This is a genomic window from Massilia brevitalea, assembly GCF_030711405.1.
Lineage (GTDB): Bacteria > Pseudomonadota > Gammaproteobacteria > Burkholderiales > Burkholderiaceae_D > Telluria > Telluria brevitalea.
Genome location: NZ_JAULSI010000003.1, coordinates 110,930 through 125,704 on the forward strand (window position 1 = coordinate 110,930; position 14,775 = coordinate 125,704).

At 65.5% G+C, this 14,775-nt stretch carries 10 protein-coding genes and 4 tRNA genes; 7 read left to right on the top strand and 7 right to left on the bottom strand.

Translation table 11 applies throughout. The features are described 5' to 3' along the window. Window positions 1-56: 56 nt before the first annotated feature. Both QWL29_RS02490 and QWL29_RS02495 read right to left on the bottom strand, forming a co-directional pair. Complete coding sequence (locus QWL29_RS02490) at window positions 57-887, bottom strand: response regulator (RefSeq protein WP_305821304.1); 831 nt, start codon at window positions 885-887, stop codon at window positions 57-59. Between the two features lie 119 nt (window positions 888-1,006). Continuing rightward, complete coding sequence (locus tag QWL29_RS02495) at window positions 1,007-1,441, bottom strand: hypothetical protein (protein WP_305821305.1); 435 nt, start codon at window positions 1,439-1,441, stop codon at window positions 1,007-1,009. Window positions 1,442-1,800: 359 nt separating this feature from the next. Between QWL29_RS02495 and QWL29_RS02500 the strand changes: the two genes are divergently transcribed. The 3 genes from QWL29_RS02500 to QWL29_RS02510 are packed head-to-tail and all read left to right on the top strand — an operon-like array spanning window position 1,801 to window position 6,231. Continuing rightward, window positions 1,801-3,657, top strand: a complete 1,857-nt coding sequence (locus QWL29_RS02500) for a TOL_0244 family TonB-dependent receptor (protein ID WP_305821306.1) — start codon at window positions 1,801-1,803, stop codon at window positions 3,655-3,657. A 52-nt stretch (window positions 3,658-3,709) separates the two neighbouring features. Next, the gene (locus QWL29_RS02505) at window positions 3,710-4,339 is read left to right on the top strand and encodes a TOL_0243 family YfiR-like periplasmic protein (protein ID WP_305821307.1); all 630 of its coding nucleotides are present in this window, start codon (window positions 3,710-3,712) and stop codon (window positions 4,337-4,339) included. After that, window positions 4,339-6,231 carry a sensor histidine kinase, YfiR-like protein-associated gene (locus QWL29_RS02510; RefSeq protein ID WP_305821308.1) on the top strand — a complete coding sequence of 631 codons (1,893 nt, stop codon included), beginning with the start codon at window positions 4,339-4,341 and terminating at the stop codon, window positions 6,229-6,231. The genes QWL29_RS02505 and QWL29_RS02510 overlap by 1 nt, the downstream gene beginning before the upstream one ends. A gap of 75 nt (window positions 6,232-6,306) precedes the next feature. Here the strand turns inward: QWL29_RS02510 and QWL29_RS02515 are convergent, their stop codons facing one another. The 3 genes from QWL29_RS02515 to QWL29_RS02525 all read right to left on the bottom strand — a co-directional run bounded on the left by QWL29_RS02515 (window position 6,307) and on the right by QWL29_RS02525 (window position 7,578). Further along, window positions 6,307-6,819: an FxDxF family PEP-CTERM protein gene (locus tag QWL29_RS02515; RefSeq protein WP_305821309.1), complete on the bottom strand. Its 513-nt coding sequence runs from the start codon at window positions 6,817-6,819 to the stop codon at window positions 6,307-6,309. Between the two features lie 464 nt (window positions 6,820-7,283). Then, window positions 7,284-7,360: transfer RNA gene (locus QWL29_RS02520), tRNA-Arg, on the bottom strand. A 141-nt stretch (window positions 7,361-7,501) separates the two neighbouring features. Next, a tRNA-Arg gene (locus tag QWL29_RS02525) sits at window positions 7,502-7,578 on the bottom strand. A gap of 253 nt (window positions 7,579-7,831) precedes the next feature. Between QWL29_RS02525 and QWL29_RS02530 the strand changes: the two genes are divergently transcribed. Then, window positions 7,832-8,272, top strand: coding sequence for a DUF4240 domain-containing protein (locus QWL29_RS02530; RefSeq protein WP_305821310.1), 441 nt, complete (start codon window positions 7,832-7,834; stop codon window positions 8,270-8,272). A 76-nt stretch (window positions 8,273-8,348) separates the two neighbouring features. Here QWL29_RS02530 and QWL29_RS02535 read toward each other — a convergent pair. Further along, window positions 8,349-8,425, bottom strand: a tRNA-Arg gene (locus tag QWL29_RS02535). 215 nt (window positions 8,426-8,640) lie between these two features. Between QWL29_RS02535 and QWL29_RS02540 the strand changes: the two genes are divergently transcribed. Beyond that, entirely contained in the window at window positions 8,641-9,174 is a 534-nt protein-coding gene (locus QWL29_RS02540) for a hypothetical protein (protein WP_305821311.1), read from the top strand. An 88-nt stretch (window positions 9,175-9,262) separates the two neighbouring features. Here QWL29_RS02540 and QWL29_RS02545 read toward each other — a convergent pair. Then, window positions 9,263-9,339 (bottom strand) — tRNA-Arg (locus tag QWL29_RS02545). Window positions 9,340-9,575: 236 nt separating this feature from the next. Here QWL29_RS02545 and QWL29_RS02550 point away from each other — a divergent pair. Together QWL29_RS02550 and QWL29_RS02555 are read left to right on the top strand one after the other, a co-directional pair. Further along, complete coding sequence (locus tag QWL29_RS02550; protein WP_305821312.1) at window positions 9,576-13,547, top strand: sensor histidine kinase; 3,972 nt, start codon at window positions 9,576-9,578, stop codon at window positions 13,545-13,547. After that, window positions 13,544-14,689 (top strand): alpha-hydroxy acid oxidase, encoded by a 1,146-nt coding sequence (locus QWL29_RS02555; RefSeq protein ID WP_305821313.1) that lies wholly within the window; start codon window positions 13,544-13,546, stop codon window positions 14,687-14,689. Before QWL29_RS02550 ends, QWL29_RS02555 begins: the two co-directional genes overlap by 4 nt. Window positions 14,690-14,775: the final 86 nt, after the last annotated feature.

Sequence of the window (14,775 nt, forward strand, 5' to 3'; positions counted from 1 at the left end):
CCGGCCTGGAACCATTTTAGCCCAGCCGCTCGCGCGGGATGCACACGCTTGGGCACTCAGGCGCCCGCTCGCAGCTGGTCGCCAACCTGGTTCAGCGCATTCTGCAGCTGGTCGAGCTCGTACGGCTTTTGCAGCGACTGGTAAGGGAAGTCGAGATGCTTGAGCAGCATGTCGCCATAGCCCGAGGCGAAGATCACCTTCAGGTATGGGTACAGGCGCATCGCTTCGCGCGCCAGGTCGACGCCGGACATGCCGGGCAGGCTGACGTCGGTGAACAGCACGTGGTAGCGCTGCGCCGCCAGGCGCGCCAGGGCGTCGTCCGGATGGGCCACGCCGTCGGCCTCGTAGCCGAAGGCCTTCAGCATTTCGCAGACCAGGTACTGCGAATCGAGGTTGTCTTCGACCACCAGCACGTTCCGGGTGCCGAAATCCTCGGACGCTGCGGCTGGCGCCTCGACCGCGGTGGCGGGCGCCAGCATGCACAGCACGCCGGCCACCGCGCCATCCTGCAGCAGCGGGGTGAAATGCAGGTCGTACTGGCCGGCGCCGGCATTGCCGAAGTTGACCGTTACTCCTGCCACCTGCACCGCTTCGCCGCGCCAGGCGCGTGCGGCGCCTTCCTGCGCAGCCTGCAGCGGCGGCGGCATGATGGCGGGCACCGAGCCGCCGGGCACCCGGCCATAGCCGGGACCGGCGAGTGCGCCATACGCCTCGTTGCACAGGAGGATGGATTGCAGACCCCATTGCAGCAGCATCGGCAGCGGGGTGTTGAACATCAGCCCGGCGGCGATGCGCAGCGGCTGCGGCCAGGCGGACGGGTCGCCGACCGTGCTGGCGCTCCAATCGTAGGTGGAAACGGAGGGTGCGGGCTTACCGGGAGCGGACATGGACGACGGCCTGTTGTGTATTCGAAAACATGGCCGAATCGTACACTAAACGGCGCGTCTCTGTCGGCGCGCAAGTGTGTGCGGGGAAGGGCAGGGCGGTCGGCCAAGCGAATCCTGCCCTAGCAGTTGTCGGCGCCGCGCAGGCAGGCGTCTCCCGGCTCCCTGGTGCCGGCGAGGGTTCTCAGTTCGGCAACGAAACGGTCAATCGCATGCGGCTCGACCTGAATGTCGACCTCGAGCTTGTTCTTGCCTGGCCAGGTGTGAGCTGAATTCGATTCCAATGCGACACGGCAGGTGCAATGGCCCAGTGTGTCGACGACGGTGAAGGCGATGCTGAGCCAGGCATAGCTGTCGCGTGCGCCGGCCTGGAAGGCAACGGTTTCGCCCGCTGTCAGTGCAAGCGCGGCCAGCTCGTTCGCCCATTGTTCCAAGGCTTCGTAAGTCGTGTACACCTGGGTCAGGCCGCTGAAGCCGCCGCCCGCGACATGACTGTCGATGGTCAGCATGCCGTCGTCGTCCTCGAGCAGGATCTGAATGCGCAGTCGGGATACCATTGAAGCTGGGCCTTTGATATGTCCGGGCTGTCATCGTACTACACGGCATATGGTCAAAAAAAAGCCCGCTCGGTAAGGAGCGGGCTGAATCTATTTCCTTGCGGGGAATAGAGGAGACAGAGCAATTATGCTGCTACGCAACAAAAGTTTCCAATTTATATTTGTAATGACAGATATAGTGTCCGTATATGGCTGTAACAGCTTTGTAACAGCCGAGCAGGGCAAAGCGGCTAGCTTATGCAGCCAGAATCCCCGCGCACGACAGGCGCACACCCTTGGTGCATGCCAGAAAATGTTTTACCATGGCAAATATGTTAAAACGATGTCTGCCGACTTGCGCCTTTGCGGGGCTACTTACGGTGTTCCCCGACGTTCAGGCCCAGGAGGGCGGGTCGCTGGCCGACTATTCGCTGGAGCAATTGGCGGATGTGGTCGTTACTTCCGTGGCGCGCCAGGAAACGCGCCTGTCCGAGGCGCCGGCCTCGGTATTCGTGATCAGCGGCACGGATATCCGTCGCTCCGGCGCAACAAGCCTGCCGGAAGCGCTGCGCCTGGCGCCGAACCTGCAGGTGGCGCGCGCCGATGCCCACGACTACGCCATCAGCGCGCGCGGCTTTGGCTCGACGCTGGCGAACAAGCTGCTGGTGCTGATTGACGGCCGCAGCGTGTACTCGCCGCTGTTTTCCGGTGTGTTCTGGGATACCCACGATGTGGTCATGGCCGACATCGAGCGCATCGAGGTCATCAGCGGGCCCGGCGCCACCATCTGGGGCGCGAACGCCGTCAACGGCGTCATCAACATCATCACCAAATCGGCGCGCGATACCCAGGACAACCGGCTTGTGGTGCGCGGCGGCGCCGAGGGCGCCAGCGCTTCGCTGCGCCACGGCGGCGAGCTCGGCAATGGCGGCCACTACCGCGCCTATGCCAAGCTGGTCCGCCACGACGACATCGGCCGCGAGGACGGCAGCGTCAGCGGCACCGGCTGGCGCCGCCAGCAGGCGGGCTTCCGCGCCGACTGGGACGGCGAGGGCCGCAGCACCAGCGTCAGCGGCGACGTGTATGACGGCAAGCTCGACGAGATCGGCGCACAGGACACCCGGCTCGACGGCGCCAACCTGGCGGCGCGCTCGCTGCGCACCCTGGCCGACGGCTCGATCCTGCGCCTGCAGGCCTACCTCGACCACACGCGGCGCGAGCAGACCCTCGGCGCCCAGCGCCTGGAAACCCTGGACCTCGAAGCCCAGCACAACCTGCGCGCCGGCGAGCGCCACAGCCTGGCCTGGGGCGGCGGCTACCGCATCAGCCGCGACCGCATCCGCAGCAGCCCCTGGTTGAGCATGCTCGACGAGAACAAGACCCTGCGCTGGGCGAATCTGTTCGTGCAGGACGAGATCGCCCTGACCGATACCCTGCGCGCCACCGCCGGCATCAAGGCCGAACACAATGTGTACACCGGCGTCGAGTGGCTGCCGAGCGCGCGCCTGGCCTGGGACGTGGGCCCGAATGCGCTGGCCTGGGCGGCGCTGTCGCGCACGGCGCGCGCGCCGTCGCGCATCGACCGCGACCTGCGCCTGGCCGCCGGCGCCGCCCCGGGTGGGGTGCCACGCTACTTTGTCGAGGGCGGACCGGGTTTCGAATCCGAGACCGCGCGCGTGATCGAGTTCGGCTACCGCGCCCAGCCTACTCCGGCGATCTCGTATTCGGCCACCCTGTTCCACAGCGAGTACGACCGCCTGCGCACGCTGGAACTGCGGCCGCGCATGCCGGCGCAGTTCGAGAACCATGCCCGCGGACGCGCGAGCGGCCTGGAGACCTGGGCCAGCTGGCAGGTGCTGCGCGGCTGGCGGCTGTCGGGCGGCGCCGTGTTCCAGGACGTGCGCATCCGCACCGACGAGGCCAGCCGCGACTGGTCGCGCCTGCTGGGCATGGCCAGCAACGACCCGAAACACTACTGGAGCCTGCGCTCGGCGCATGAGCTGAGCGCCGATGTGCAACTCGATTTCGCGCTGCGGCGCGTCGGCAGGCTGACGCGCCCCGCCTTACCGGGCTATCATGAGCTCGACGCGCGCATCGCATGGCAAGCCAGGCCGAACCTCGAACTCGCCCTGGTCGGGCGCAACCTGCTGCACAATCAGCATGCCGAATTCGGCGAGCCGGGCCTGCGCCAGACCTTCGAGCGCAACGTGGGCTTCAGCGCGATCCTGCAATTTTAAGCGGCCAATGATTCGACACCGATCCCTATTCTCTACCACGCCGCCCGCCGGAATGCCCGGCGCCACGGCGCGGCCGCTTGCCATCCAGTCCGGGCGTCCATGGTGGCGTCCTTCCGGCCTGGCCGGCTGGACCCTGGCCTGCGCCGCGGCCCTGTTCACGGCCGCGGCCATCACGCCGCCGCCGGCGCTGGCCGAAAGCGGCGGCGCCAGCCAGGCGCTCGAGCGCCGCGTCAAGGCGGCCTTTCTCTATAAATTCCTGGGCTATGCCGAATTCCCGGCCGGCGCCTTTGCCGACCCCGGCGCGCCAGTCACGATCGGTGTGATCGGTTCCGACGAAATGGCAGCCGAGCTGGCGCGCGTGGTGGCCGGCCGCAACGTGGGCGGGCGCCCGGTGGTGGTGCGCCAGCTGCGCGAAGGAGAAGGCGGGAATGCCGTGCACCTGCTGTTCGTCGCCGGCAGCGACAGCGCGCGCGCCGGCCGCATCCTGAAAAGCAGCCCGCCGGCGCTGCTGCCGGTCACCGAGTGCGAGCTCGGCCTGCAGCAGGGAAGTGTCATCAATTTCAGGATCGTCGACGAGCGTGTGCGCTTCGACGTATCCCTCGATTCAGCAGAGAGAAATAACGTGAAACTCAGTTCGCGGCTGCTTACCGTCGCCAACCGTGTCGTGAAGGGGAATTCCTGATGAACGCGCACGATACCGGCTCCGTCCGCAGCAAACTGATCAAGATGGCGGTGTTCACCACGCTGGCGGCCCTGCTGTCGGCCTCGATCGCCATGCTGGTGCTCGATTTGCGCACCTTCCAGCGCTTGTGGATCGACGACCTGACCACCCAGGCCGACATCATGGCCAGCGTCACCGCGCCGGCCCTGGCGTTTTCCGACGCCAAGACCGCCCAGCAGCAGCTGGCGGTGCTGCGCGCGCGCCCGCAGATCCTGTCCGGCGCCGTCTTCACCGCTTCCGGCACGCGCTTTGCCAGCTACGTGAAAGCCGGCAGCGACCAGGTGCTGCCGACGCGTCCGCGCGCGGCCGGCTACTTCATCGAGCGCGGCGGGCTCGAGGTCTGGCACAACATCGTCGAAAACGGCGAGCTGGTCGGCACGGTCTACCTGCGCTCGCGCTACGGCCTGGTCGACCGCCTGCTGAACTACGGGGCGATTCTCGGCGGCGTGATGCTGGGCGCGCTGGTGATTGCCGGCCTGGTGGCCTCGCGCCTGCAGGCCGCCATCACGCGCCCGCTGGAAGCGGTAACCAACGTGGCGCGCCAGGTGATGCAGCAGCGCGATTTCACCCTGCGCGTGCCGGGCAATAACAGCGGCGAGATCGGGGTGCTGGTCGACGCCTTCAACGACATGCTGGCCGAGATCGGGCGCCGCGCCGACGCCCTGCAGGCGGCCAACCGCACCCTCGAACACGAGATGGACGTGCGCCAGAAAGCCGAAGATGCACTGATCGTGGCCGACCGTCGCAAGGACGAATTCCTCGCCACCCTGGCGCACGAACTGCGCAACCCACTGGCGCCGATCCGCACCGGCCTCGACATCCTGCGCATCCGCAGCGGCGACGCCCAGGCCACCCAGCGCGCCACCGACATCATGGAACGCCAGCTGCGCCAGATGGTGCGCCTGGTCGACGATCTGCTGGACGTCTCGCGCATCAATACCGGCAAGTTCGCCATCAAGATGGGCCGCGTCGAGCTGAAGGCGGTCGTCAACGATGCGCTGGAAGTGGTGCGTTCCTATATCGAGCTGCACGGACATGAACTGGTGCTGGATTTGCCGGACCGCCCGGTGTTCCTGCACGGCGACGCCACGCGCCTGGCGCAGATCCTGTCGAACCTGCTGAACAACGCCGCCAAGTACACCAACCGCGGCGGACGCGTCACGCTGTCCGGCCACGTCGAGGACAAGACCCTGGTGCTGGAAGTGTCGGACACCGGCATCGGCCTGGCGCCCGAGATGCTCGATTCGGTGTTCGAGATGTTCGTGCAGGTCGACTCGACGCTGGAGCGCACCAACGCCGGCCTGGGCGTGGGCCTGTCGCTGGCGCGCAAACTGGTCGAACTGCACGGCGGCACGATTACCGCCCGCAGCGAAGGCCTGGGCCGCGGCTCCTGCTTCTCGGTGCGCCTGCCGATCGTGGTCGAGCCGGAACCGCTCAGCAAACCGACCCCGGCCGCCTTCATCAGCACCGAGACCTACCGCATCCTGCTGGCCGACGACAACGTCGACTTCGTCAACAGTATCGGCGCGCTGCTCACCGCCATGGGGCACAGCGTGGTCATCACCCACAACGGGCCGGATGCGCTGGCGGCGGCCGCACGCTTCTGCCCGGACTATGCCTTCCTCGACATCGGCCTGCCGCAGATGTCGGGCTACGACCTGGCGCGCGGCATCCGCAAGCTGTCGTCGGGTGCGATGACGGTGATGATCGCGGTGACCGGCTGGGGCCAGGAAAAGGACCGCCAGCTGGCCTTCGAGGCCGGCTTCGACCATCACATGGTGAAGCCGGTGCGCTTCGAGCAGATCGAGGAAATCCTGGGCAACCGCAGCATCATCAAGAAACTGCGCACCTGAAGCGGAAGATGAAGGACAAAAACGGAGACGCGAGCGTCTCCGTTTTTTTGCGCCGGCAGGTGGCGCGCCAGGCGATCAACCGCGCTTGGCCTGGCGGCGGCGCGCCAGGAAGCCCAGGATGCCCAGGCCGCCCAGCATCATGCCGTAGGTTTCGGGTTCCGGCACCGGCGCCAGCATGATTGCGCCGCCGAAGGAGGCGCCTTCGCTGGAGACGACGTTGCCGTCGACCCGCAGGTAGTAGTCGCCCACGGCCAGGGCGTCGCCGGTCACCGTCCACACGTCCACCGCGCCCGACTGCAGCGACGTCCCCGTGCTGACCAGGGTGTCGTTGCCGTCGTAGATCCAGAGCCCGGTGATGTCCAGTCCGACGCCGGCCGTGCGGCTGACCGAGCCGACGATGGCGTCGACGTTCACCCCCAGCGCCTCGTCGACCGTGAACGTGAAGCGGTCGGCAAAGGTGGCGCCGCTGTTGCCTTCCTCCAGGCTGTCGCCGAAGAAGGCGGAGTCGTCGACCAGGTCGAGTGCCTGCGGCGAATTCCCGATGACCTGGGCCTGCGCCGCCGAGCCCAGCGACGCGCCTGCCAGCACGACTGCAGCGAGTAACGAACTTCGTAAAGTGGGTTTTCTCATAGCATCCTCACGCATAAGTCGGCCGCGGCTGCGGCCGGATTGTGGCAATCGGGGGATGTTCATGCTAGCAAGCTGCGAAGCGCAGCGGGAAAGCGATGCTGAGGTGTGACGTATGGGTGACACTAATGCTCAGCGGAACATGATTCTATATGGCGAGGAATTTGAGTGGCCTCTAGAGGGAGAATGGATGGTCTCGTTTTGTTGAGCAAAAGATCATAAGCATTGCTGGGATAATGTCAGCGCAGTCCTACAAAAAGAGAAGTGTAGCTCCTGTGCAGAGCTAAGCGCTGTTTAAGCGAATCGCTTGACCGTAGGATGGAAAAAAAGCGGGGGAGGGTAGCGCGATGCCGGTACGCGTGCAAAACCGGAGGCGGAAAGAAAAATGGCTCAGAATTTCTTTTGAGCCATTTCCTTGAAAAAGTTGGTGCGGCTGGCAGGAATCGAACCCACGACCCCTTGGTTCGTAGCCAAGTACTCTATCCAGCTGAGCTACAGCCGCCCGAGGCACGCATTATAGCCAAGCTTGCCAGATTAGGGAAGCGATAATTTTATCGTGCTGGCATTGCACCGGATGAGGCCGACCGCGTTTCGAATGCGCAAACGAAAAAGGCCAGATCTTGCGATCTGGCCTTGCAATTCGTGGTGCGGCTGGCAGGAATCGAACCCACGACCCCTTGGTTCGTAGCCAAGTACTCTATCCAGCTGAGCTACAGCCGCCCGAGGCACGCATTATAGCGGGGCATCCGGGAAAAGGGAAGATGCATGTCCTCTGCCTTTGCACCTTCGATAAAGCGTTCATCTCGCGGCACAGTGATGAGATACTTCCTCACCAGGTATCGACCCGTTTCCGTTTGCATCGGCCTGAGTCGTTAAACAGGCCGGGAACAGTCGTTCATGCCGGAACCGGGCTGCACCCGTCTTGCGCCTAGCAGCCCTTACGAAAAGTGATGACCTTCATGTGGATATTGTTATGACCGACCACGAATTCTGGCAACTGATTGCACTGATCGATGTGACTGCGTTGGATGACGGCGACGAGGATGAGGCCATAGCGCCATTGGGGGCTCGGTTGGGCATGAAGTCGGAGGCGGAACTGTTCGCGTTTGAAGAAGCGCTCTCTGAAAAGCTGTACGCCATCGATGGGGAGCGATTCGCCGACCAGGCCGGCGAGTCTGCCGGGTCGGATGATGGCTTTCTCTATGCGCGCTGCTATGTCGTCGCCAAGGGGCGCGCGTTCTACGAAGCCGTCAAGTCCGATCCATCGCGCATGCCGAAGTCTATCGAGCAATGGTGTGAAACGCTGCTCTATCCGCATCGTAAGGCATGGGCGCAGCAGACCGGAGGTGATCCCTCAGACTGGCCGTTCGTGGCAACCGTCAGCTACGAAAGCGGCAGCAACAGGGCGCTATAGAGTGATTGAATCCGAAGGGGCTTGGCGCCGGCCAAAACGAAAAAGGCCAGATCTCGCGATCTGGCCTTGCAATTCGTGGTGCGGCTGGCAGGAATCGAACCCACGACCCCTTGGTTCGTAGCCAAGTACTCTATCCAGCTGAGCTACAGCCGCCCGAGCACGCATTATAGCGGGGCAGGCCTAAAAAGGGAAGGGAGCCAATGCAGCGCCGGCTTGTGGCTCTTGGCACGCGAATTGGGTTGGATTGAATCGTATCCCTTAGCATATTTATAGTTGGGCGGTAACTAACAGCTCGATTATGTGTGCGGGCGCCAGGAGCCAGTTTATGACCTTACAATAATGGCAATTTCATATATTGGAGCGTAGTGATGGCCAACCGTGTTTACCTGTTGGGCGTGGAGCAGGACTTTTTCGCAAGCGATGAGCCTGGATTGCACCAGCTGCTGGAGGCTGAATATTGTCTGCCCGTGCTATGGCTGTCGCTGTTTCGAAAGGACGACATACGCTTATACCAAGAGGTTCCTTTATTGCTGACGTCGCGCGAACAGGCTTTGGCCAACTTCGACGCCAGGCGTGCTGCGCTGGCAGGGTTCCTGGGAGGGTCGACTGACATATTGCTGGGTCAGTTCCGTCAGTTTATCGAGCAGAATGCATTTGCCAACTACATGGTCAACACCTATGAGCTCGATATGATGGAAGACGATGGTGTCTTTCATGAGCAACTGCAGGGCTACATGGATAACCTTGAGTCCATCGTCGAAGGCAGATTTGCGTCGAGAGAATTGCCCTTGCTTCTGCAGGCGGATGAGGAGCTTGCCGAGTATCCCTACACGGGCAACGCCCAGCCATTGTGCGGGTTTAGCTACGACCTCGCTCTGCCGTGGGAGGCCAGGGCGGCTTGAGCGACAGGCGGCGAGGGCTGCGGACGCCGCAGGGTAAGCGCCCAAAACGAAAAAGGCCAGATCTTGCGATCTGGCCTTCCGTATTTCTTGGTGCGGCTGGCAGGAATCGAACCCACGACCCCTTGGTTCGTAGCCAAGTACTCTATCCAGCTGAGCTACAGCCGCCCGATGCACGCATTATAGCAGCGGCATCCCCATCGGGGAAGTCTTAATTTATTACAACTCTCTGGCGGCATCTGGTAGATTGATCGCATCTGTTTCGGATACTGATACTTATGCTGGGGTTCACCACATNTGCACGCATTATAGCAGCGGCATCCCCATCGGGGAAGTCTTAATTTATTACAACTCTCTGGCGGCATCTGGTAGATTGATCGCATCTGTTTCGGATACTGATACTTATGCTGGGGTTCACCACATGGCGTGGCGCCTTGCGCGCAATCGCCTGCCTGCTGCTGGCGAGCATCTTCGCCAATGCAGCCAACGCCGCCGCACCACGCAACCTGCGTTTCGAACGCCTGTCCATCGAGCACGGCCTGACCCAGGAATCGGTGCTCACCATCCTGCAGGACCGCCAGGGCTTCATGTGGTTCGGCACCCAGGCTGGCCTGAACCGCTACGACGGCTACCGCATCACCGCTTACCGCAACGACCCGCGCGACCAGGCATCGCTGCCCGACGGCTACGTCAACGCCTCGCTCGAAGATGCCGAAGGGCGGCTCTGGTTCGGCACCAAGGGCGGGTTGGCGCGCCTCGATCCGGCCAGCGGCAAGTTCGTGCGCTACACCCTGCTCGAAACCGGCACCGGCGAGCGCGCCAACCGCAGCGTGAATGCGATTGCTGTCGACCGCCACGGCATGCTCTGGCTCGGCACCAGCGATGGCCTGAAACGCTTCGATCCGCGCACGGGCAGCTTCACCACCATTCGCCAGCCCGGCAGCCGCCTCGGCACCACGGGCGACCACATCGTGAATGCGCTGGCTTTCGACGCCCAGGGTGCGCTCTGGGTCGGGACCCTGGAGGGCGTTGCGCGCCTGGCGCCGGGCGCGGACCGGCTGGTCTACTTCGCTCCCCTGAACGGCGACCCGCGCCGCGCCCGCGTGACGGCGCTGGCCATGGGCCCGCGCGACACCCTGTGGGTCGGCACCGACGCCGGCATCGAGGAGTGGCGCCCCGGCGAGGGTGGGGGTGAGCCGCAGCGGCGCGCGGTCGGCGCGGACGAAGGCATGGGCGATTTGCGCGTGCTGGCGCTGTACATCGACGCCGGCGGCACGCTCTGGGCCGGCACCGAGTTCGACGGCCTGAAGTGGCGCGAACCCACCAGCGGGCGCTTCGTGTCCTACCGCAACCGCGCGCTCGACCAGCACAGCCTGTCCGACAACCAGGTGGCGGCGGTACGCATTGACCGCACCGGCACGCTCTGGGTCGGCACCCGCTTCGGCGGCGTCAGCCGCACCGACCTGGCCAGCGGCGGCTTCTCGCACTTCAGCTACGAACCCGAGAGCGGCTACCAGAACGGCTACAAGAAGGTACGCGACATCGCCGCGCGCGCCAACGGCGAGCTGTGGATCGGCACCTCGGGCGGTGGCCTGGTGCTGTTCGACCCGGCCAGCGGCCGCACGCGTGCGCTGCGCCACGAGGCCGGCAATCCGCGCTCGCTGCCGAGCGACGCCGTGCACAGCCTGTCGATTGTCGACGGCCGCCTGTGGGCCGGCACGCCGGCCGGCCTGGCCTGGAGCCTTGAAGCCGGCGGCAACTTCCACCGCGTCGACCTGGGCCCGGACGGGAATGCCGCGCTGGTCCAGGCGGTGATGAAAACGCGCGACGGCGCCACCTGGGTGGTGTCGCGCGCCGGCCTGTATCTGCTCGGCCCCGACCTGAAGGTGCGCCGCTCCTGGCGCCACGACCCGGCGGACCCGGCAAGCCTGGGCGACAACCGCGTGTTCTCCATGGCCGAGGACAAGGACGGCATCCTGTGGGTCGGCACCGACAATGGCCTCGACCGCTTCGACCGCGCCACGAATCGCTTCACCCACTACCGCCATGACGACGCCGACCCCGACAGCCTGCGCCACGACCGCATCCACGACGTGATGGTGAGTAGCAAAGGCGAGCTGTGGCTCGGCACCGCGGGCGGCCTGCACCGCATGGAGCGTGGCCCCGGCGGCAAGCCGGTGTTCCGCCATTTCACGATTACCGATACCGGCCAGGCGATGCCGATCGGCGCGGTGCTGGAAGACGGCGCCGGGCGCCTGTGGGCCAGCACCACCATCGGTTTGTCGCGCGTCGACCCGGTCACTGGCCAGTACAAGCACTACACCGCCAAGGATGGCCTGATCGACGGCAGTTATTTCGTCGGTTCGGCCGCGCGCGGGCCGGACGGGCAGCTGCATTTCGGCGGCGTGACCGGCATGAATTCCTTCCAGCCCGATGCGATCCGCGACAATCCGTATCCGCCCGTGGTGCGCGTCACCGGCTTCACGGTGTTCAACAAGCCGCGCGCGCTGCCTCAGGGGGCGGTGACGCTGCCGTCGCGAGACTCGGTGTTCGCGCTCGAATTCGCGGCGCTGCACTACGCGGCGCCGGGCAGCAACCGCTATGCCTACCGGCTCGAAGGGTTCGACGAAGCCTGGGTCGAGACCGATGCCGGTAAACGCTTTGCCAGCTACACCAACCTGGACGCCGGCGATTACGTCTTCCGCGTGCGCGCCAGTAACAAGGACGGCGTCTGGAGCGAGGCGCCGGCGTCGCTGGCGATCACTATCACGCCGCCCTGGTGGAAGACCTGGTGGTTCCGCCTGCTGGCGCTGGCGCTGCTGGGCGCGGCGGGGCTGGCCGCCTACCGCTACCGCATCCGCGCGCTGGTCCAGCAAAAGGGCTGGCTCGAGCGCCAGGTGAATGCGCGCACCGCCGAGCTGCTGCTGCAAAAGGACGCGGCCGAGCGGCGCAAGCGCGAGGCCGAGCAGCAGAAGGACGCCGCCGACCAGGCGCGCCGCAACATCGCGCTGCTGTCCGACATCGGCCGGCGCCTGACCGCGAACCTCGACATCGAGGCCATCATGGACACCCTGCACGAGCACGTGCAGGTGCTGATGGACGCGCCGGTGTTCGCGGTGGTCGTGGCGCGCGGCGATGGCGAAGGCGAGGGCGCGCTCGACATTCCGTATGCGGTGGTCGATGGCCGCCGCTGCGGCCCCTCGGTGCGCGCGCGGCGCGATCCGGCCTCGCTGGCCGCCTGGAGCATCGAGCACGGGCGCGAAGTCTTCGTCAACGACCTGGAGCGGGAATCCGGGCGCTACCTGCCGGGCGTCACGCCGCAAGCGGTGGCGGAAAGCGCGCTGCCTGGCGCGGACGGCGACCTGGCGCCGCGCGCGCTGCCATGCTCCCTGTTGTTCCTGCCGGTGGCGGTGGGCCAGCGCGTGCTCGGGGCGCTGGCGGTGCAGAGCTATGCGCGCGGCGCCTACCAGCGCGTGCACCTCGACATGCTGCGCACGCTGGCCGCCTACGTCGGCGTGGCGCTGGACAATGCCCAGGCCTACCGCCAGCTGAAGGATGCGCAAACCCAGCTGGCGGCCCAGGAAAAGCTGGCCTCGCTCGGCTCGCTGGTGGCCGGCGTGGCGCACGAACTGAATACGCCGATCGGCAACAGCCTGCTGATGGCCAGCACCCTGCACGACAGGACGGCCGCCGTCCACGCCGCGCTGGACGGGGCGGGGCTGCGCCGTTCGGAGCTGTCGGCCTACATCGGCGCCACGCGCGAAGCCTCGGAGCTGATCATGCGCAGCCTGCACCAGGCGGCCGAACTGGTAAACAGTTTCCGCCAGGTGTCGGTCGACCAGGCCAGCGCCCAGCGCCGCCGTTTTGAGTTGGGGCGCGCCTGCCAGGAAATCCTGGCTACCGTGATGAACACGGTGCGCATGGCCGGCCACAGCCTGGTCATCGAGGTGCCGGACGGGATCGTGATGGACAGCTACCCCGGCCCCTTCGGCCAGGTGATGATCAATTTCGTCAACAACGCGCTGCTGCATGCCTTCGAGCGGCCCGGCGGGCAGATGCGCCTGTCGGCGCGCCAGCTCGACGCCGCCTGGATCGAGCTGCGCTTCGCCGACGACGGCCGCGGCATCGCACCCGAGCACCTGGCGCGCGTGTTCGACCCCTTCTTCACCACGCGCATGGGCCAGGGCGGCACCGGCCTGGGCCTGAACATCGCGCACACCATCGTGACCTCGCTGCTGGGCGGCTCGATCCGGGTCGAGAGCACGCCGGGCGAGGGCACCGTCTTCATCCTCGCGCTGCCGCTGCTGGCGGCCGAGGCGCGCCCGCCGACACAACCTGCTTCCCATTCCACCGACGAGAGGAAACTGCACGCATGAGTATCATCACGACCATCGAAGACTTGCGCGTCCTGGCCAAGCGGCGCGTGCCGCGCATGTTCTACGACTACGCGGACGCCGGCTCCTGGACCGAGTCGACCTACCGCGCCAACGAGACGGACTTCGCCGCCATCAAGTTCCGCCAGCGCGTGGCCGTCAACCTGGTCGACCGCAGCCTCAAGAGCACGATGATAGGGCAGGAAGTGGCGATGCCGGTGGCCCTGGCGCCGACCGGGCTGACCGGCATGCAGCATGCCGACGGCGAGATCCTGGCGGCGCGCGCGGCCGAGAAGATCGGCGTGCCGTTCACGCTGTCGACCATGAGCATCTGCTCGATCGAGGACGTGGCGGCGCGCACCAAAAAACCGTTCTGGTTCCAGCTGTACGTGATGAAGGACCGCGATTTCATCGAGCGCCTGATCGACCGCGCGAAAGCGGCGAATTGCTCGGCGCTGGTGCTGACGCTGGATTTGCAGGTGCTGGGCCAGCGCCACAAGGACATCCGCAACGGCATGACGGCGCCGCCGAAGCTGACGATCCCGAACATGATGAACCTGGCGACCAAGCCGCGCTGGTGCCTGAACATGCTGCGCACGCCGCGCCGCCACTTCGGCAACATCGTCGGCCATGCGAAGAGCGTGTCGGACATGAGTTCGCTGTCGTCCTGGACCTCGCAGCAGTTCGATCCGGCGCTGAGCTGGCGCGACGTGGAGTGGATCAAGAACCGCTGGGGCGGCAAGCTGATCATCAAGGGCATCATGGACAACGAGGATGCGCGCCTGTGCGTGGAGAGCGGGGCGGATGCGCTGATCGTCTCGAACCATGGCGGGCGCCAGCTCGACGGCGCGCAGTCGAGCATCGGGGCGCTGCCGGGAATCGTGGATGCGGTCGGCAAAGAGATCGAGGTGCACATGGACGGCGGCATCCGCTCGGGCCAGGACGTGATTCGCGCGCTGGCGCTGGGGGCCAAGGGCGTCTACATTGGCCGGCCCTTCCTGTACGGGCTGGGGGCGATGGGGGAGGCGGGGGTGGCAAGGTGCCTGGAGATCATCCGCAACGAGCTGGATTTGACGATGGCGTTTTGCGGCTTGCGCGATGTGACGCATGTGGACAGGAATATTCTCCTGCCGGGGACGTATTGACGCGTTTCGATGTGCTGGTGTCGCAATGGTGGGTACAAGTACCCACCCTACGCGGGTAGGGTGGGTTCTCGAACCCACCATCTCAC